General features: G+C 66.2%; 13 protein-coding genes and 1 riboswitch. Of the genes, 7 read left to right on the plus strand and 6 right to left on the minus strand.

What is annotated here, in order from left to right:
• Positions 1 to 127 precede the first annotated feature (127 nt).
• Complete coding sequence (locus IB275_RS25030) at positions 128 to 1,000, plus strand: hypothetical protein (RefSeq protein ID WP_138216051.1); 873 nt, start codon at positions 128 to 130, stop codon at positions 998 to 1,000.
• Positions 1,001 to 1,130: 130 nt separating this feature from the next.
• On the opposite strand, the gene IB275_RS25035 is transcribed toward IB275_RS25030, so the two are convergent.
• The 4 genes from IB275_RS25035 to IB275_RS25050 form a co-directional block, all read right to left on the minus strand.
• Positions 1,131 to 3,857, minus strand: coding sequence for a winged helix-turn-helix domain-containing protein (locus IB275_RS25035; RefSeq protein ID WP_192292099.1), 2,727 nt, complete (start codon positions 3,855 to 3,857; stop codon positions 1,131 to 1,133).
• 232 nt (positions 3,858 to 4,089) lie between these two features.
• A complete protein-coding gene (locus tag IB275_RS25040) occupies positions 4,090 to 5,457 on the minus strand; it encodes a DUF1329 domain-containing protein (protein ID WP_192292101.1) in 1,368 nt (455 codons plus the stop codon).
• 166 nt (positions 5,458 to 5,623) lie between these two features.
• Positions 5,624 to 7,546 (minus strand): DUF1302 domain-containing protein, encoded by a 1,923-nt coding sequence (locus tag IB275_RS25045; protein ID WP_138216048.1) that lies wholly within the window; start codon positions 7,544 to 7,546, stop codon positions 5,624 to 5,626.
• Positions 7,547 to 7,753: 207 nt separating this feature from the next.
• Positions 7,754 to 9,436, minus strand: coding sequence for a fatty acid--CoA ligase (locus IB275_RS25050; protein WP_192292104.1), 1,683 nt, complete (start codon positions 9,434 to 9,436; stop codon positions 7,754 to 7,756).
• 200 nt (positions 9,437 to 9,636) lie between these two features.
• Between IB275_RS25050 and IB275_RS25055 the strand changes: the two genes are divergently transcribed.
• Entirely contained in the window at positions 9,637 to 10,812 is a 1,176-nt protein-coding gene (locus IB275_RS25055; protein WP_192292107.1) for a thiolase family protein, read from the plus strand.
• Positions 10,813 to 10,876: 64 nt separating this feature from the next.
• Here the strand turns inward: IB275_RS25055 and IB275_RS25060 are convergent, their stop codons facing one another.
• Both IB275_RS25060 and IB275_RS25065 read right to left on the minus strand, forming a co-directional pair.
• Entirely contained in the window at positions 10,877 to 11,506 is a 630-nt protein-coding gene (locus IB275_RS25060; protein WP_192292110.1) for a LysE family translocator, read from the minus strand.
• A gap of 29 nt (positions 11,507 to 11,535) precedes the next feature.
• Positions 11,536 to 12,984 carry a DUF1266 domain-containing protein gene (locus IB275_RS25065; RefSeq protein WP_192292115.1) on the minus strand — a complete coding sequence of 483 codons (1,449 nt, stop codon included), beginning with the start codon at positions 12,982 to 12,984 and terminating at the stop codon, positions 11,536 to 11,538.
• 219 nt (positions 12,985 to 13,203) lie between these two features.
• Here IB275_RS25065 and IB275_RS25070 point away from each other — a divergent pair, with 219 nt between their 5' ends.
• From IB275_RS25070 to IB275_RS25090, 5 genes are all read left to right on the plus strand, one after another.
• Complete coding sequence (locus IB275_RS25070; protein WP_192292118.1) at positions 13,204 to 14,169, plus strand: 2-hydroxyacid dehydrogenase; 966 nt, start codon at positions 13,204 to 13,206, stop codon at positions 14,167 to 14,169.
• On the plus strand, positions 14,166 to 14,930 hold the full coding sequence (locus tag IB275_RS25075; RefSeq protein ID WP_192292122.1) for a DUF1835 domain-containing protein: 765 nt from the start codon (positions 14,166 to 14,168) through the stop codon (positions 14,928 to 14,930). The genes IB275_RS25070 and IB275_RS25075 overlap by 4 nt, the downstream gene beginning before the upstream one ends.
• 53 nt (positions 14,931 to 14,983) lie before the next feature.
• Positions 14,984 to 15,985: a methyltransferase gene (locus IB275_RS25080; protein WP_192292125.1), complete on the plus strand. Its 1,002-nt coding sequence runs from the start codon at positions 14,984 to 14,986 to the stop codon at positions 15,983 to 15,985.
• A gap of 119 nt (positions 15,986 to 16,104) precedes the next feature.
• Positions 16,105 to 17,562: an amino acid permease gene (locus IB275_RS25085; RefSeq protein ID WP_192292554.1), complete on the plus strand. Its 1,458-nt coding sequence runs from the start codon at positions 16,105 to 16,107 to the stop codon at positions 17,560 to 17,562.
• Positions 17,563 to 17,606: 44 nt separating this feature from the next.
• Positions 17,607 to 17,726, plus strand: a riboswitch (yybP-ykoY riboswitch).
• Between the two features lie 90 nt (positions 17,727 to 17,816).
• Positions 17,817 to 18,398, plus strand: coding sequence for a TMEM165/GDT1 family protein (locus IB275_RS25090; RefSeq protein WP_081516290.1), 582 nt, complete (start codon positions 17,817 to 17,819; stop codon positions 18,396 to 18,398).
• Positions 18,399 to 18,471 lie beyond the last annotated feature (73 nt).

Consider the following 18,471-nt stretch of genomic DNA (forward strand, 5'->3'; position numbering starts at 1 on the left):
GAATCACACCACAGCGCCCGCGCCGCCGCGCCCAACCTAGGTAGTGTCGAGGCTCGTCACGGGATGACGCAGACCTTTCGCCCCGTTAACCTAGCCCGACCCGCCCTCGCGCAAGGAAAGCCCGTTCGTGCCGATCCTCATTCGCCGTTCGCTGTGGCCGCTGGCCGTGCTGTTGCTGCTCCTGTGCCGCCCTGCCCTGTCCGCCGACCTGTATTACCTGGGCCAGAAGATTCCCGACATCCAGCGCAACTGGACCAGCGCCGACTACCAGGTGCTGATCGACGCACTGAAGAAGATCGACGAAACCCAGGTCAACGGCCTGCCCCGCCGCAGCGGCGAGTTCACCGGGCCGATCTACCAGCGCATGGTCAGCGAGGAGAACTTCCGCCCGCAGCTGAACATCTACGCCCCGCTGGAGCTGCGGCAGAACGAGGCGCGCGAGGTGCTGTTCAAGCTCAAGGAGCTGATGCGTCTGTACTTCAACTTCCGCGCCGCCAAGCAACCCTACGGCGCCGAGGCGCTGGGCCTGATGAGCTACTCGCTGCGCGAACAGGCGATCCTGTTCAACCTGACGGTGGAATTCTGGATGACCCTGGCGCAGAGCGAGCAGCGCAACCCGGTGCGCCTGCAGGGCATGCAGGAAGCCAAGGCCGCCGCCTCGATGCTGACCAGCAGCGCGCTGGACTACCTCGGCCTCACCGCGCAGTTCGACCGCCAGGACCTGGTGCTCTACAGCGCCGAACTGGCCAAGCAGTTGCCCGAACTCTTCATCCACCTGCCGCCGGAAGTGCGCGTGCAACTGCTGATGCGCGTGGATGAGCTGTCGCAGAAGCACGCCTACCCGGAAGTCCGCGAGAACATGCGCGACCTGCTGCCGGTGCTGCAGGCGATCCAGGCGGACGTGCAGAAGCAGCTGGCCGCCCCGGCCAAGGGACAGCCTGTGCCCAAGGGGCTGGACCTGAGTGCGCCGCCGGAGGCGGAGAAGAAGAAAGGGATGTGATCCTGGCGCCAGTCGAGAGGATTGCAGGACCGTAGGGCGCATAACCCGGAACGGGTTATCCGCCGATTGCCTCGCGGCGGATAACGCTGGCGCGTGATCCGCCCTACGATCTGAAATTCGCGCCAGCGCCCTAGCGCAACAACCCCATCTCTTTCGCCCGCGCCACCGCCTGGGTGCGGCGTTCGACGCCGAGCTTGTCATTGATGTGGCGGGCATGGCTCTTCACGGTGTGCAGGGAGATGAACAGGCGCTCGCTGATTTCCTGGTTGGAGCAACCCTGGGCGATCAGTTCCAGCACCGCCAGCTCGCGCCCGCTCAGGCAATCATTGAGCACCACCCCGCGCTCCGGCGCGGCCGGCAGGCGTTCGCGCAGGGCTTCGATGGCCGGCGCTGACGCCCGCACGGCCAACTGCTCGCGCAACCATTCCGGATGCTGCAGAAGCACTTCCTGCAATGGGATCAACAGGCCGACCGCCAGGCCGTTCAGGCACTCGCCCAGCTCGAAGGAAGCTTCGCGATCGCGACCGTCCTGCAGCAGCAGGGCGACCAGCTGTCCCTGGGCGAAGCGCGCCTGCAACTGCGCACCGCCTTGCAGGGCGCCGCTGGCCACGGTACGTAGCCGCACCTCGGCGTCGGCCATGCGGCCTTCGCGGCGCTCCAGCAGAGACTGCAGCATCTCCACGTTGCGCGGCAGCTGCGGCGAGCACTCCGGCGGAGTGGCCGGTTCGTCCCCGGTGTAAGTCTCACGCAGACGCTCCAGCCACGCAGTGGCCAGTTCTACCTGGCCCTGACCGAGCCAGAGTTCGCACTTGATCAGGGTAATGGCCGACAGGTAGTAGACCGGCGGCACGTCCCACACGTGCATCATCCGCTCGACCTCGGCGAGGTGGGCGAAGGCGCGGGTGTAATTGCCCAGCCGCCCTTCCAGGCTGGCCAGCACGCAGAAGCCGATCACCAGGCTGATGTCGCGACAGGCGCGAGCTTCCTCGATGCCGGCCTTGAGGCATTTGCGCGCCTCGTCGGGCTGCAGCGCGAGGCTGCGCAGGTAGCCCTGGTAAAGCATCAGGCGACCACGTACCGCATAGCGGCGCTGGGAAGACAGGCCGGACAGCCGTGCCAGGCCCTGGCGCACTTCTTCTTCGGCGCGCAGCACCTCGCCGCGAGCCTGCAGAACGCGGGCACGGTCGTAATGCACCATGGCTTCGAACAGCGGATTACCGAATCGCTGCGCCAGTTCCAGGGCTTCGCGATTGAGCCCGCGGGCGCGCCACAGGTCGTCGCGCACGATGGCCAGGTTGCTCAGGGTCGACAGGCACAGCAGGCGCGGGCCGAAGCGCTCCGGGCCGAGGCCGTGCATGGCTTCCTCGCAGTGCCGCTCGGCCGCTTCGATCTCGCCGCGGCCACGGGCGATCACGCCCGCCAGCGCCTGCCACTGCGCGAGCAGGTCACGCTGGGCGGTGGCATCGGCGGCGGGCAGGAAGCGCGACAGCTGCGCCGCCAGCTCTTCGGCTGCATCCAGCTGACAGGCCAGCGCCAGCGCCCAGCTGTACAGCACGATCAGACGCGGCGTGCTGGCCAGCAGGCTGTCGGGCAGGTCCATCTTCCAGCGCAGCAGCGTGGCGACGTTCTGCTCGGCCAGCAGTTGTTCCTCGGACAGGCTCTGCACCAGGCTCGCCGCGACCTCCGGGTGGCCGGCGCGCAAGGCCTGCTCCACCGCGTCGTCGAACAGGCCCTGGGCGCTGAACCAGCGGCAGGCGCGCAGGTGCAGCGCCGCCGCCGAAGGCCCGGAGCCGGGCAGTGGGCGCGCCAGCAGCAGGTCGGAAAACAGGTGGTGATAGCGGAACCACTGGCCCTGCTCGTCCAGCGGCACGAGGAACACCTGGTGCTGCTGCAGGTGCCGCAGGATCGAGGCGCTGTCGTGCGCATCGCGCAGCGCATCGCACAGTTGGGCGGAGAAGCGTTCGAAGCGCGCGGTCTGGGCCAGGAACATCTGGACCTCCGGCGACTGCTTGTCGATCACCTCTTCCAGCAGGTAGTCGCGGATCAGCTCTTCGGCGCCATGCACCGACAGATCGGGCACGTTGGCCGCCAGCTCGTCACCATGGGCCAGCAGCCACAGGCGCAGCCCGGCAATCCAGCCTTCGCTGCGCTCGACCAGGTTGTCGAGGGCGTTGTCGTCGAGTTGCGCGCCGTTGGCGCTGACCAGCTGCGCGGTTTCCTCGACGGTCAGGCGCAGGTCCTGTTCGGTGAACTCCAGCAGTTGCCGCGACAGGCGCAGGCGCGCCAGGTGCCAGTCCGGGCGCTGGCGGCTGGTGACCAGCACGACCAGGCCGGCGGGCTGGTGATTGAGCAGGAATTGCAGGCAACGGTCGAGCACCGCGCCCTGGGCCAGGTGGTAGTCGTCCAGCACCAGCAGCAGCGGGCGGTCGACCGACAGGCTGTCCACCAGCTCATCGAGCAGGTCGTCGAGCCAGGCTTCGAAGGCGAACGGCTGATGGCGCTGGCGCATCTTCAGCAGGGCCAGGGCTTCCTCACCGAGGGTGGGGAAATGCAGGCGCAGGCCTTCGAGCAGGCGTTCGAGGAAACGTCCGGGGTCGCTGTCCCTGGCACTGAGCCCCAGCCACAGGCTGCGCCAGTGATCTTCCAGCGTCTGACAGAATTCGATGGCCAGCGAGCTCTTGCCGAACCCGGCCGGGGCGGATACCAGTATCAGCCGTCCCTGCAGCCCCGCGGCCATGCGCTGGCACAGCCGCGAACGGGCGACGTGGCCATGCGGCAGCGGCGGTCGGAAGAAGCGGCTGCCGGCCGAGCTGGGGGGTACATCGGTCAGACTTGGCAGAGTCGAGAAGTCGGTCATCGGCCTGGCTCTTGCTCTAGCTCTTATAGCGGTCAACGAAGGTCACACTGCCGTCCGAGCCTAGCCGCTCGTGGTCGGGAATAGAAGTCGTTTTTGTTACCTTTGCTCACAACATGACCGGAAGGCGTCCTACATTCAGGCTTCCATTCATCTGACAGATGATCTCCCATAAAAAAACCGGCCCGAAGGCCGGTCTTTTTTCACCGCGGAACCACCCGTGGGGATCGGGGGATCAGCGCACGCCTTCCTGGCGAAGCGCTGCCGGGGTGAAGTCGCTTTCCGAAGCGCTGTAGTTGAAGTCGTAGGCGGATTTCTCCTCGTTCTTCAGACCCAGCACCAGGTAGCGGCCGGACAGCAGGTCATACAGGGTTTCCGCGGTGTACCACGGTACCTGGTAGTTGTAGTAGTACTGGTTGAACGCCTCGGCGACGCGCCACAGGGTGCCACGACCGTCGTAGTGGTCGATCTCCACGGCCTGCCAGGTGTCCTCGTCGATGAAGAAGTCACGCTTGGCGTAGATGTGACGCTCGCCCGGCTTCAGGGTGGCGGTCACGTGCCACACGCGGTGCAGCTCGTAGCGGGCCAGGTCCTGGTTCAGGTGGCCGGGCTTGATGATGTCCGAATACTTCAGCTTCGGATCATCCATCTTGTAGTTGTTGTACGGGATGTACAGCTCCTGCTTGCCCACCAGCTTCCAGTCGTAGCGGTCCGGCGCGCCGTTGTACATGTCCAGGTTGTCGGAGGTGCGCAGGCCGTCGGCGGCGGTACCCGGGCCGTCGTAGGAAACCTGCGGAGCACGGCGAACGCGGCGCTGGCCGGCGTTGTAGAGCCACGCCAGGCGCGGTTCCTTCACCTGGTCGAGGGTCTCGTGCACCAGCAGCACGTTACCGGCCAGACGCGCCGGAGCGGTTACACGCTGCTTGAAGTAGAACAGTACGTTGCTCGGCTTGCTGGCATCGTAGTCCTTCAGGTCGGTACGGAAGACGAACTCGTCCTGGAAGTACACCAGCGAGTAGGAGCCGTTGACCTGCGGGGTCGCCTGGGTCACCAGACGGCGCACGTGGCCGCCGCGGTAGCGGGTGATGTGGTTCCAGATGACTTCCAGGCCGTCCTTCGGAATCGGGAAGGGGTTGGCTACCTGGAAGTTCTCCAGGCCGTTGCCGCCCTGCAGCAGCTTGGTCGTGGTGGCGTTCTTCTTGGTCGCCTCCAGCACGTTTTCCGGCACGGTGGCGGTGCGGTGGGTGGTGTAGACCGGCATCTTGTAGGTGTCGGGGTAGCGCTTGAACATCGCCTGCTGGCCGGGGGTCAGCTTGTCCTTGTACTGGTCCATGTTCTGCGCGGTGATGGTGAACAGCGGCTTCTCGCTGGCGAACGGATCGCTGAGGAAGCCCTTGCTGTCAGCGGTGCCGGCGTTCTTCGCCAGGCCACCGGTCCAGGCCGGAATGCTGCCGTCGGCGTTGCCGGCCTTTTCCGCGCCCATGGGAGTCAGGGTGGAGCCCAGCTTCGCCGCTTCATCGGCAGAGACGGCCGCCATCACCTGGGAGGCGATGAGGCTGAGCGCCAGGGCGCCCGTGTGCAGCAGGATCTTTGTTGTTCTCATTCGTTTATCGTCCTCGTTGAGTCTTTGCCCACCGCGCTGGCCGCCCTTGCCGGATGCTTTCGCCAAGACGGGGCGCGGTTTTGTCTGCTGCCCCGCGCGGCCGGGTCACCCGGCCGCGCGGATGGCCCGCCGCGTGAGCGGGCCGCTTGCCGGTTGAACGGCCGGCTTAGAAGGTCACCCCGAAGCTCAAGCTGACGAAGTCACGGTCATCGACGGTGGAGTACTTGCCGTCGAAGTAGTTGGTGTAGGCCAGGCTTGCGGTGTAGGTGTTCAGGTAGTCGGCATCGACACCCAGGCTGACCGCCTTGCGGCCTTCCTCGAAGTTGCCGCCGGGGCCGGGGGAGTAGCCGTCCACGTCGTGGGACCAGGCCACGTTGGGCTTCAGGTTCACGCCGGCGAACACGTCGTTGTAGTCCCAGATCGCACGGGCGCGGTAGCCCCAGGAGTCAGCGGTGGTGAAGCCATCGCTTTCGCAGTTGCGGCTGACGTTGTTGGCGTTGGCAGTGCCCAGGGTGGAAGTGTTGAGCGCCTGGCAGGTCGGCGCGCCGTTGAGGGTGCCGTTCAGCGGGCCGGGGCCGAAGATCGGGTCGCGGCCATAGCGCGCCTTGTTCTGGCTTTCCAGGCCGCCGACGTGGGTCCAGCCGACTTCGCCCACCAGGGTCAGACGCTCGGCGCCCATGACCTGGTCGAAGAAGTGGGTGAAGGTGGTCTGCAGCTGGGTGACTTCCTTGCGGCGGTAGCCGTGCAGGTCTTCACCCGCGGTGCCGGTCAGCACGGAGGCGTTGTCGTAGACGTGGTTGCCGCCGATGGAGACCGGGTCCAGGCCGGAATACAGGATGTCGGTGGTGTTCAACTGCACCGGGGCGTTCGGGCGGTAGCTGATCTCGCCCTGCCAGGCGGTGCCGGTGGGCAGCGTGGTGGAGAAGCTCAGGCCGTACAGGCGGATGTCTTCGGGGTACTCGATGAAGTAGCTGGAGTTGCCCGCCATCGCCGCCGCGCCGGCCTGGGCCGCCAGGGACGGGCTGATCGCCGCGATGTTGGTGATCAGCTGGTTGATCTGCGCAACCTTGGAGGCATCGGCGCCACGGCCGGAGAAGATCGGCAGGCGGCTGTGGTAGTTCATGTAGTAGCCGCCGAACTCGGTGTTCAGGCTGTCGGCGAAGTACTTCAGGGAGAAGCCGTACTGGCCGCTGTCGCGGGCGTCGCGGTCCGGGCCGCGCTGTACGACCAGGCCTTCGTTCCACGGCGACGGGGTCACCGCCAGGTTCGGGCCGAGCAGGCCGTTCAGAGTGCGGATCGAAGCGGCGTTATTGGTCAGCACCGCCAGGTTCTGGGTACAGCCGTCAGCCACGACGTCCGGCTGGGAGAAGAAGGTGCCGCAGTTGTCGACTACCGTCTGGTCCCACTCCAGCTGGTAGAAACCTTCGGCGGAGAGGTTCTCGGTGAGGTTCTGCGACAGGTAGAACATGTTCACCGGCACCAGGGCTTCCTTGATCTCGGAACCCGGGCGGCGGAAGGCGGTGACGTCGAACGGGTTGATTACGCTGATGCCGTTCTGGATGAAGGTGCTCTCGCCCCAGTTCACCACCTGCTTGCCCAGGCGCACGGTGCCCGGCAGGTCGGCGATGTTGTAGTTGTGGTAGATGAAGGCGTCGAGGATTTCCGCGCCGGAGGCCTGGGCGGCTTCCTTGCGGTTGTGGTCGGAGAGCGGCTTGAACTCGGTGTTCTCGTCCTTCTGCTCGAAGTCATACCAGTACTTGCCGCGGACGAAGACGCCGGTGTCCTGGTATTTCAGTTCGAGGTCGTGGATGCCCTTGAAGATCTTCGAGAAGGTCTTGCCGGCCTTGTAGTTCAGGTGGCCATCGTCGGAGGTCTGGGACAGGCCCTTGCCGCCGTTGTTGATGCCGATGAGGTTGCTGTTCGGATTCTGCGTCGACCAGCTGGCCCCCACGGACAGCGTCGAGTCGAACGAACCTTCGATTTCCCCGATGTTGAAGCTGACGGCGGAAGCCGGCGTCGCCAGCGTGGATGCCAGGCTCACTGCCAGCGGCAACCGTGCCAGGCGCCAGATATGTTGCATGGTTTTCATCGACGCTACTCCATGTGTTTTTTGTTATGAGTAGCGGCGACTATATCCAGCGTCCTAAGGCACTTGATCGCTCTAAAGTGTGATTTGTCTTACAAAGGCCCTGACTAGACGCTTGCGCAGGCCCCGAGGTGGCGTGTTCACTGGGCTGCGCCGTGCCAAGCGCTTGCTTGGCACGGCGCCCGAAAACCGTGACTTGCCGGTCGTCGGTCACACCGTGGAGAGGAAAGCGCTGCCAGCCTCCTGCCATTGGGCGATGTCTACCCGGATACGCTTCTTGTCAAGCTTGCCGACACTGGTCTTGGGAACTTCAGTAACAACGGCGATCTGCGAGGGAATGGCCCACTTGTTGATGTGGCCCTGCTCGACGAAAGGCTTGAGGTGTTCGCGCAGCGCCCTGGCGTCCAGCGCCTGGCCGTCGCGCAGCACCAGCAGGGCGAACGGGCGCTCGCCCCACTGCGGGTCGGGCACGCCAACCACGGCCACCTCGCGCACCGCCGGGTGGCGGCTGATGAGGTCTTCCAGCTCCAGGGACGACAGCCACTCGCCGCCGGTCTTGATCACATCCTTGATACGGTCGCGGATATCGATGAAGCCCATGCCATCGAGGGTCGCCACGTCGCCGGTGTGCATCCAGCCGCCGGCCCAGAGCTCCTCGCCCTTTTCCGGCTCGCGGAAATACCCCTGCGTCAGCCAGGGCGCGCGCAGCACCAGCTCGCCCTGGGACTCGCCGTCGGCCGGGTGGAACTGGCCGTGCTCGTCCATGATCGCCGCCTCCACCAGCGGCACTGGCACGCCAGCCTTGATGCGGTAGGTGGTGCGCTCATCCTCGCTGCCGGCGCAAAGTTCCTGGTTGAGGTAGCCACAGGAAATCAGCGGGCAGGTCTCGGACATGCCGTAGGCCGCCGTGAGCTGGATGCCGCGGGCCTTGGCGGCGTCGTACAGCGCGTGGTTGAGGGCACTGCCGCCGATGATGATCTTCAGCCCGCCGAAGTCGTGGTCCTTCGCACCGGCGGCGTTGAGCATCATCTGCAGGATGGTCGGCACGCAGTGGGAGAAGGTCACCTTCTCCTCGCGGATCAGCTTGCACAGCAGCTCCGGCTCGTAACGGCCCGGATACACCTGTTTCACCCCCAGCATGGTCGCCACGTAGGGCACACCCCAGGCGTGGACGTGGAACATCGGGGTGATCGGCATGTACACGTCGTCGGTGCCCATCAGGCGGATGCTGTCCAGGCTGCCGATGGTCGCGGCCATCGCCAGGGTGTGCAGCACCAGCTGGCGGTGGGTGAAGTACACACCCTTGGGGTTACCGGTGGTGCCGGTGGTGTAGAAGGTGGTCGCCACCGAGTTCTCGTCGAAGTCGGGGAAGGCGTAGCGCGGGCTGGCGGCAGCCAGCAAGGTCTCGTACTCGCCGACGCAGTGGGGCAGCGTGCTGGTCTTGTCGGCGCCGTCGGTGATCAGCAGGGTCTTTTCCACCGTGGTCAGTTGCCCGGCAATGCCTTGGTAGAGCGCGGCGAACTCGCTGTTGACCAGCACGAAGCGGTCATCGGCGTGGTTCATGGTGTAGAGGATCTGCTCCGGCGAGAGGCGGATGTTGATGGTGTGCAGTACCGCGCCGATCATCGGGATGGCGAACATGCATTCCAGGTAACGGTGGCTGTCCCAGTCCATCACCGCCACGGTGTCACCGGCCTTCACACCTGCCTCGGTCAGCACGTTGGCCAGGCGCGCGACACGCTCGTTGAAGGTCGCATAGCTGTATCGCACGGTGTCGCGGTAGACGATTTCCCGGCCTTTCTCGTAACGGCTGCCCGACAGCAGCAGACTCTTGATCAACAGCGGGTACTGGTAGGCGTTCTGTGCAGCGGGGATGACGCGGGTTTTCAGCATGGCGTACGCACTCTCAAGGCTGGATCTCATCAGGATGAGACCGACTCTAGAGCGCCCCGTGTGTCCATTCATCAGTCAAAAGAGTGATTTGCCGATGACTCTATGGCCACATCCGGTCACGCGGTAGAATCCTGACGCCCGGTCGTTCACGCCCGGTACCCAGATAGCGCATCACAACAAGAGCGAAGAGGTTAAGAGTCATGTCCGAGATCGTCATCGTCAGCGGCGCCCGTACTCCCATGGGCGGCTTCCAGGGCAGCCTGTCCGGCGTTTCCGCCGTCGACCTGGGCGCCATCGCCATCCGCGAAGCCATTTCCCGTGCCGGCATCCAGCCCGAGGACGTGCAGGAAGTGATCATGGGCAACGTGCTGCCCGCCGGTCTGAAACAGGGCCCGGCCCGCCAGGCGTCGCTGAACGCCGGCCTGCCCGCCGCCACCGGCTGCACTACCATCAACAAGCTCTGCGGCTCGGGCATGAAGGCCGTGATGCTGGCCCACGACCTGCTCAAGGCCGGCAGCAACAGCGTGATGGTCGCCGGCGGCATGGAAAGCATGTCCAACGCCCCCTACGTCATCGAGAAGGCCCGCACCGGCCTGCGCATGGGCCACGGCGAGATCAAGGACCACATGTTCCTCGACGGCCTGGAGGACGCCCGCACCGGCCGCCTGATGGGCTCCTTCGCCCAGGAAACCGCCGACAAGTACAACGTCACCCGCGAGGAGATGGACGCCTACGCCATCGAATCGCTGCAGCGCGCCCAGGCCGCCATCAAGGACGGTTCGCTGGATTCGGAAATCGTCCCGGTCACCGTCACTACCCGAAAGGGTGAGACCGTGGTGAAGGACGACGAGCAGCCGCTCACCGCCAACCTGGACAAGATCCCCGGCCTGCGCCCGGCCTTCCGCAAGGACGGCACCATCACCGCGGCCAACGCCAGCTCCATCTCCGACGGCGCCTCTGCGCTGGTCCTGATGACCGCTGAAGAAGCCGCGCGCCGTGGCCTGAAGCCACTGGCGAAGATCGTCGCCCACGCCACCCAGAGCCAGGACCCGGCCGAGTTCACCCTGGCCCCGATCGGCGCCATGACCAACCTGTTCAAGAAGGCCGGCTGGAGCAAGGACGACGTCGACCTGTTCGAGATCAACGAAGCCTTCGCCATGGTCACCATGCTCGCCATGCGCGAACACGGCCTGGACCACGCCAAGGTCAACGTCTACGGCGGCGCCTGCGCCCAGGGTCACCCGGTCGGTTCCACCGGCTCGCGCATCATCGTCACCCTGATCAACGCCCTGCAGAAGAAGGGCGGCAAGCGTGGCGTGGCCTCGCTGTGCATCGGCGGCGGCGAAGCCACTGCGGTGGCGATCGAGCTGGTCTGACCCTCGAACCGGCATGAAAAAGGGGCGCCTCGGCGCCCCTTTTTCATTTCGCTCCAGTCGCGGCTCAGCGCAGTTCGGTGAACGCCAGCTTGATCCCCAGCCCCACCAGCACCACGCCCATCATCCGATCGAACCAATGCCCCATTCGCGCAAAACCGGCGCGCACCCGTTGCTGGCTGAACAGCAGCGCCACCAGGCAGAACCAGGCGGCGGTCGCGCAGGCCAGGTACACGCCGTAGCCCGCCTGGACCAGCAGCGGCGTGTGTGGGTTGATCACCACGGTGAACAGCGAGAGGAAGAACAGCGTGGCCTTGGGATTCAGGCCATTGGTGACGAAGCCGGCGACATAGGCACCGCGTGCGCTGCGGGCGACAGGTGCGGCAACGGATTCGGCCGCCGCCGGGTCAGCCGGGCGTGCTCGCAGTGCCTTGAAGCCGATGTACAGCAGGTACGCCGCCGCCAGCCATTTCAGTGCGTTGAACAGCACGATGGACTGCGACACGATCAGGCCGATGCCCAGCAGCGAGTAGGTCACGTGCAGGAAGATCGCGCTGCCCACGCCCAGCGCCGTCCAGGTGCCGGCGCGGCGGCCGTGGGTCACGCTCTCGCGCACCACCACGGCGAAGTCCGGGCCGGGACTGGCCACCGCCAGCAGGTGAATGAACGCCACCGTGAGAAATTCCGCCCAGTACATCGCGCCTCCGAACCACCGCCAGGAAAACCCTAGGTTCTATACGAAGCGCCGGGCCCCCGACAAGCGACAGGCGCCACTCGGTGCAGCACAGGCAGCATTTCCAGCGGGCAGACCTGCCACGGCGAAGGGTACTGGGCAAACGGAGTGATGCCGTCGAGCAACGCCATGCCGCTGTGCAGCAACCGCTTGCCCGCCTGCCAGTCCTGATTGGCCAGGGCGTGACCGAGCATCAGCGAGATCAGGTACTGCTCCCAGCAATCGAATGCTCCTCGCGCCTGCCGGGCCATGTGGCGCAGGGCATTCCACAGGCTTTCCTCATCGAGCAGACCGACGCTGAAGGCCAGACGCGCGCCGAAGGCAGCGCGCTCCAGGTCGTAGGCCAGCACGGTGCGGCACTCATCGACCATTGCCGGATCGTGACCTTCCTTCAGCAGCGCTCGACGCGCCTGCGCAAAACGCGCCATCGGCGTTCCACCGACGGACACCGGAGCATCGGCCACCCAGTCCAGCAGCGGATCGAGCTTTTCGCGACTGCCGCTGCCCAGCAACCAGTCCAGCCGCGCACGCACCTGCCCGGCATCGGCAGCCCGCCAATGTTCGGCCAGCCAGAGCCGGTGAAACTCCTTCTCCTGCGGGGCAATTGCCAGATCGTCGGCGCGCACGCCCGCGCTGTGGGCAATCACACAACCCAACGCGAGCAGGGCACTGCGGGGTGGATGCGCCGCCGGCTCATGGACGTGCTCTTCCTGCAACACCACCTCGCTCACGCGGATGCCTGCCAGCGGATGGGCTCGCCACAGGCCGGCCAACGAGCCGTTATCGGCGCGGCCGCCGATCAGTTCCTTGAACGCCCTGATCGCCATCGAGCCGGACGTCCCGTCGCGCAACAGGATCGCCCGCCCCAGCACGAACGACGCGGCATACGCCTGCCAGTCGGAAAAGTGGCGGATGGCGCTCTCGGCCACCCAGGCCAGGCACAGCCAGGTTTCCGACTCGCCGAGATAGCCACAGGCATGGCATTGCCGCGCCAGCCAGGCGAGGCTTTCGAGATCGTGGGCGGCCATGGAGATATCCACAGGCAACGTCAGGCCCGCCTTGCTCCAGGCTCGCTTCGCCTGCTTGAAGCGCAGCCGCTGCTCCCCCTCGAAGACGCAAGGTTCGTTGCGCTGCAGCCGGCGAAACTCCTCGTCCAGCGTCTGACTCTGGGCTTCGAGCATCAGCTCCTGCAGTGACCGGCGCGCCGTTGCCGCATCGGTGATGCCCCACAACTCGACCCGATCTTCGGCCTGTACCACGCCCGCGCTCACATCGCAGTGTGACAGCAGCGCACCGAAGCACAGCAAGGGTTCGGGGCCGGCGGCGCGGGGCGACTTTCTCCGCCGGGAGCGGGGATACCCAGTCGTCGCGCCACTGCGCAGTCCGACACGCACGCCGAGCGCACGAATGGCCGTGAGGCCGGAGAGCAGCCAACCCATCATCGCCAGTCACCTCGGGATTTCGATGGGATCACTCTAAGAAGCGAGCACGAGACGGCGGATGAGGGAAAACCGAAACGTCTGTCAGACTTTTCACTCAAACATCTACCATCAGTACGCAGTACCCTCCGTCCACGTCCGCGGGCAGACCGGGTTGTCCACGGCGGCGGTTCTGCCGAGAATCCCCTTCATCCCGCCCTTCCGATCAAGGTGTCATCGCTCATGAATCCTGCTCGCGCCGTCTTCCTCGACCATGCCTCCCTCGACCTCGGTGATCTCGACCTCACGCCGCTGCGCGCGCCGTTCGGCGAACTGGTCCTGCACGGGCGCAGCGACACGCAGCAGGTGGCCGAGCGACTGCAGGGCGCGCAGGTAGCGATCAGCAATAAGGTGCGTATCGGCGCCGATGTTTTCGAACAATGCCCGGACCTCAAGCTGATCCTGGTGGCCGCCACCGGCACCAACAACGTCGACCTCGAAGCCGCGCGCCAGCATGGTGTGACCGTGAGCAACTGCCAGGGCTACGGCACCCCGTCGGTGGCGCAGCACACCCTGATGCTGCTGCTCTCCCTGGCTACGCGCCTGCCGGACTATCAGGCGGCGATCCGCGAGGGCCGCTGGCAGAAGGCCCCGCAGTTCTGCCTGCTGGACTTCCCCATCGTCGAACTGGAAGGCAAGACCCTCGGCCTGCTCGGCCATGGCGAGCTGGGCGGCGCGGTGGCGAAGCTGGCCGAGGCCTTCGGCATGCGCGTACTGCTCGGCGCCCTGCCCGGCCGCCCGGCGCGCGCTGATCGCCTGGCGCTGGACGAACTGCTGCCGCAGGTCGACGCCCTCACGCTGCACTGCCCGCTGACCGATGCCACGCGCAACCTGATCGGCCAGCGCGAGCTGGACCTGATGAAGCCCGGCGCCTACCTGATCAACACCGCCCGCGGCGGGCTGGTCGATGAGCAGGCGCTGGCCGATACCCTGCGTCGCGGCCATCTCGGCGGCGCGGCCTTCGACGTGCTCAGCGTCGAGCCACCGCGGGACGGCAACCCGCTGCTGGCCGGCGACATCCCGCGCTTCATCCTCACTCCGCACAGCGCCTGGGGCAGCCGCGAGGCCCGGCAGCGCATCGTCGGCCAGTTGAGCGAGAACGCCGCCGGCTTCTTCGCCGGCGAGCCGCGCCGGGTGGTGGCGCCATGAGCTTGCATCTGGTCTGCGGCGACGGCGCCGCCGAAGCCCTGCATCGGGCCGTCGAAGCAGGTGTGCTGACCGAAAAGAAAATCCGCGTGATGCCGGACGACCTGGCGGTCGGCCCACTGAGTGATGTGGATAACCCGCCCTGCCAGCAGCGCGCTGCGTTCTGGCATGCGTTGGGGGGCGAAGTCCTGCGCGAGCGGGAAATCGCCATCGAGATGGCCACCGAGGTGAACTGGCTGCACAGCCCGGACGTCGCCTCCGTCACCCTCTGGCACGGCGACAGCGCCAGCGAGCAACTGCTGCTGCGCCGCGTCTGCGCTTTGCTGCCGGCGAACATCATCCTGCGCAGTGTCGGTGCCGGCAGCGGCCAGTGCCGCAGCGAGAACCGTCACGCCATTGCCATGCTGAAACCCGTCGAACTGGCCAACGCCCTGGCCGCCAGCCACGAACTGGATGCCGCCGAGCGCCAAGGCCTGGCGGCGGACTGGCAGGGCGCCCTGGCGGAAAACGCCGAGCTGCGCCTGTGGCTGGATGGCCAGCTGAGCGGCACCGGCTACGCCCACATCGACCGCATCCTGCTGGACAGCGCCAGCGAATCCTGGCGCCCGGTGCAGTCGCTCATCGGCCCGACCATGGCCTACGTCGACGGTCTGTTCGTCAGCGATCTGCTGGCCGCCTGGCGCCTGCGCGAACAAGTCGCGGCCGGAGCGCTGGAACTGCGCGGCGACGACTTCTGGAAGAACGCCGAGGTACGGCTCGCCTAGGCTCGGCCGCGGCAGCCCTGCTAAACTCGCGCCCTTTTTCGCCAGGAGGCCGCATGTCCAACGCCCCTACCAGTGAAGTGCTGCTGCGCCAGATCGAGCGCTTCCAGGGCCGCGTCCTGCTCGCCGGCCTGCCCGCCGACGCCCTGCTCGGCGACCTCCCGCAGGCCCAGGGCTGGAGCTGGCATGCAGGCGTTGCCCGGCAGTTGGAAAGCCGCTACGCCGGTCGCTGCCACTTCAGCGCCACGCCGCCGACGGGCCAGTTCGCTGCCGCCGTGCTGTTCCTGCCCAAGTCCCGCGAACTGACCGACTACCTGCTCGCCGCGCTGGCCAGCTCCGTGCCGGACGGCGAGCTGTACCTGGTCGGCGAGAAACGCGCCGGCGTCGAACGCGCCAGCAAGCAGCTCGGTGAGTTCGGCCGCGCCAGCAAGCTGGACAGCGCCCGCCACTGCCAGCTGTGGCACACGCACATCGACGGCGCGCCGACCGCGCCGGACCTGCATGCCCTCGCGCAACGCTACGAACTGCCGCTGGCCGATGGCCCGCTGCAAGTCATCACCCTGCCCGGCGTGTTCAGCCATGGTCGCCTGGACCGTGGCAGCGCGCTGCTGCTGGAACACCTGGACAAGCTGCCAGCCGGCCATGTGCTGGACTTCGGCTGCGGCGCCGGGGTGCTCGGCGCCACGCTCAAGCGACGTTATCCGCAGAGCCGCCTGACCCTGCTGGACGTCGACGCCTTCGCCGTCGAGAGCAGCCGCCTGACGCTGGCCGCCAATGACCTGGAGGGTGAAGTGATCGCCGGCGACGGCATCGACGCCGCGCCGGAAGGCCTCGCTGCCATCGTCAGCAACCCACCCTTCCACCAGGGCGTGCACACCAGCTACGCCGCCACCGAACACCTGCTGCGCCAGTCGGCACACCACCTGGCGTCGGGCGGCGAGCTGCGCCTGGTGGCCAACAGCTTCCTGAAATACCCGCCGCTGATCGAACAGCACCTGGGCCCCTGCCGCATCCTGGCCGAGGCCGACGGCTTCCGTATCTACAGCGCCCGGCGCTGATCCAAGGCTCGCACTACACTCCACCGAGCCCGCTGGATCGGCGCATCGCCGCTCGCCCTGAACTATCGAGGACACCCGTGAACCGAAGAATTAGAGATGACGTCGAACTGACTTTCGCCATGGGGCCGAAGGAGAAGCCGCACCATCTGAAGCGCTCCCTCAAGCCGCGTCACCTGAACATGATCGCCATCGGCGGCTCCATCGGCACCGGCCTGTTCGTCGCCTCCGGCAGCACCATCGCCACCGCCGGCCCTGGCGGTGCGCTGCTGGCCTATGCGCTGATCGGCCTGATGGTGTTCTTCCTCATGACCAGCCTCGGCGAGCTGGCGGCGTACATTCCTGATTCCGGCTCGTTCTGCACTTATGGCAGTCGTTTCATCGACGATGGCTTCGGTTTCGCCATGGGCTGGAACTACTGGTACAACTGGGCGGTGACCATCGCCGCCGAGCTGGTGGCGGCGCAGCTGGTGATGAAGTTCTGGTTCCCGGAAGTCTCAGGCATGTACTGGAGCGCCGGCTTCCTGGCCATCATGTTCATGCTCAACTTCTTCTCGGTGAAGGGCTTCGGCGAGAGCGAATTCTGGTTCGCGCTGATCAAGGTGGTGGCCGTGGTGATCTTCATCGGCATCGGCCTGGCCAGCATCATCGGCATCATGCATGGCATCGACAGCCCCGGCTTCAGCAACTTCACCACCGGCGATGCGCCCTTCGTCGGCGGCCTGCAGGCGATGATCGGGGTGGCGATGATCGCCGGCTTCTCCTTCCAGGGCACCGAGCTGATCGGCGTCGCCGCGGGCGAGTCGGAGAACCCGCAGAAGTCCATTCCCATCGCCATCCGCCAGGTATTCTGGCGAATCCTGATGTTCTACATCCTGTCGATCTTCGTCATCGGCATGCTGATCCCCTACACCGATCCGAACCTGCTCAAGACCGACAGCAGCGACATCAGCACCTCGCCCTTCACCCTGCTGTTCGAACGCGCGGGCCTCGCCGCCGCGGCAGGCGTGATGAACGCGGTGATCCTCTCGGCGATCCTCTCGGCAGGCAACTCGGGCATGTACGCCTCGACCCGGATGCTTTACACCATGGCCACCCAGGGCAAGGCGCCGCGCCTGTTCACCCAGGTGTCGGAGAGCGGCGTGCCGCGCTATGCGCTCTACGCCACCACGCTGATCGGCGCGCTGTGCTTCCTCACCAGCTTCATCGGCGACAAGACCGTCTACACCTGGCTGCTCAACGCCTCGGGCATGTGCGGCTTCATCGTCTGGCTGGGCATCGCCGTGTCGCACTACCGCTTCCGCAAGGGCTTCATCCTGCAAGGCGGCAACCTCAACGACCTGCCCTACCGCGCCAAGTGGTTCCCCCTCGGCCCGCTGTTCGCCTTCACCCTGTGCCTGATCATCACCCTGGGGCAGAACTACCAGGCCTTCGTCGGCGAGCACGTCGACTGGGCCGGCCTGGTCGCCACCTACATCACCATCCCGCTGTTCCTGGCGATCTGGCTGGGCTACCGCTTCAAGAACGGCACCCGCTTCATCCGCTACGAAGACATGGACATCCGCCCCACCCGCGACTGATCCGACGCGCAGGCTTGCCCAAGTCCCAGGACTTGGGCAGAATGCGCCCCGTCCTAGGGGAGTAGTCTCCCGCGAGCGCCCTGCTCGCCCGGTACGCGTCAACACACTTGGTCCACAGACCATGGCGCGTACGATCCAGGCCTGCAGCGTTCAGGCCGGGGTTTGACAAGACCTATGATACGAGCAACCTGACCCGGGGCGGGCAGGTGGCGCGTGTCATGGTGATTAGTCGACCCGCCCCCTTAGGAAGTCTGATGGAATCCCTCTTCGTCCCCACCCTGATCGTTGCCCTCGCGGAAATCGGCGACAAGACGCAATTGCTCGCGCTCGTCCTCGCCGCGCGCTTCCGCAAGCCCTGGCCGATCATCGCCGGGATCATCGCCGCCACCCTGGCCAACCACTTCGCCGCCGGTGCCGTCGGTAGCTGGGTCGCCTCGTTCTTCTCGGAAAGCACGCTGAGCTGGGTGCTGGCCGTGTGCTTCCTGGCGGTCGCTGGCTGGACCCTGATTCCCGACAAGCTGGATGACGACGAAGAAGGCTCGCTGAAGAAATTCGGCCCGTTCCTCACCACCCTGATCGCCTTCTTCCTCGCCGAGATGGGCGACAAGACCCAGGTCGCCACCGTGATGCTGGCCGCGCAGTACCCGCACTTCTGGCTGGTGGTCATCGGCACCACGCTGGGCATGCTGATCGCCAACGTGCCGGTGGTCCTGGCGGGCAACTTCGCCGCCGAGCGCCTGCCGCTGAACCTGATCCGCCGCCTGGCCGCCGCCGCCTTCGCCATCCTCGGCCTGGCTGCCGTGTACCACGCGCTGAAGCTCTCCGGGGTGTTCTGACCGGCAGCTTTTCGTCGGGAGGCTGGCGCGCCGGCCAATGCCTGTGTATCGCCCGCGATACACAGTGGCGCCT

It is taken from the genome of Pseudomonas sp. PDM21 (assembly GCF_014852505.2).
Lineage (GTDB): Bacteria > Pseudomonadota > Gammaproteobacteria > Pseudomonadales > Pseudomonadaceae > Pseudomonas.

Excerpts from the sequence above, each read along its gene's own strand:
- IB275_RS25080 (WP_192292125.1), top strand. The coding sequence starts at position 14,984 with ATGTCCAACGCCCCTACCAGTGAAGTGCTGCTGCGCCAGATCGAGCGC.
- IB275_RS25070 (WP_192292118.1), top strand. The coding sequence starts at position 13,204 with ATGAATCCTGCTCGCGCCGTCTTCCTCGACCATGCCTCCCTCGACCTC.
- IB275_RS25065 (WP_192292115.1), bottom strand. The coding sequence starts at position 12,984 with ATGATGGGTTGGCTGCTCTCCGGCCTCACGGCCATTCGTGCGCTCGGC.
- IB275_RS25045 (WP_138216048.1), bottom strand. The coding sequence starts at position 7,546 with ATGAAAACCATGCAACATATCTGGCGCCTGGCACGGTTGCCGCTGGCA.
- IB275_RS25050 (WP_192292104.1), bottom strand. The coding sequence starts at position 9,436 with ATGCTGAAAACCCGCGTCATCCCCGCTGCACAGAACGCCTACCAGTAC.
- IB275_RS25055 (WP_192292107.1), top strand. The coding sequence starts at position 9,637 with ATGTCCGAGATCGTCATCGTCAGCGGCGCCCGTACTCCCATGGGCGGC.
- IB275_RS25060 (WP_192292110.1), bottom strand. The coding sequence starts at position 11,506 with ATGTACTGGGCGGAATTTCTCACGGTGGCGTTCATTCACCTGCTGGCG.
- IB275_RS25040 (WP_192292101.1), bottom strand. The coding sequence starts at position 5,457 with ATGAGAACAACAAAGATCCTGCTGCACACGGGCGCCCTGGCGCTCAGC.
- IB275_RS25085 (WP_192292554.1), top strand. The coding sequence starts at position 16,105 with ATGGGGCCGAAGGAGAAGCCGCACCATCTGAAGCGCTCCCTCAAGCCG.
- IB275_RS25090 (WP_081516290.1), top strand. The coding sequence starts at position 17,817 with ATGGAATCCCTCTTCGTCCCCACCCTGATCGTTGCCCTCGCGGAAATC.
- IB275_RS25035 (WP_192292099.1), bottom strand. The coding sequence starts at position 3,857 with ATGACCGACTTCTCGACTCTGCCAAGTCTGACCGATGTACCCCCCAGC.
- IB275_RS25075 (WP_192292122.1), top strand. The coding sequence starts at position 14,166 with ATGAGCTTGCATCTGGTCTGCGGCGACGGCGCCGCCGAAGCCCTGCAT.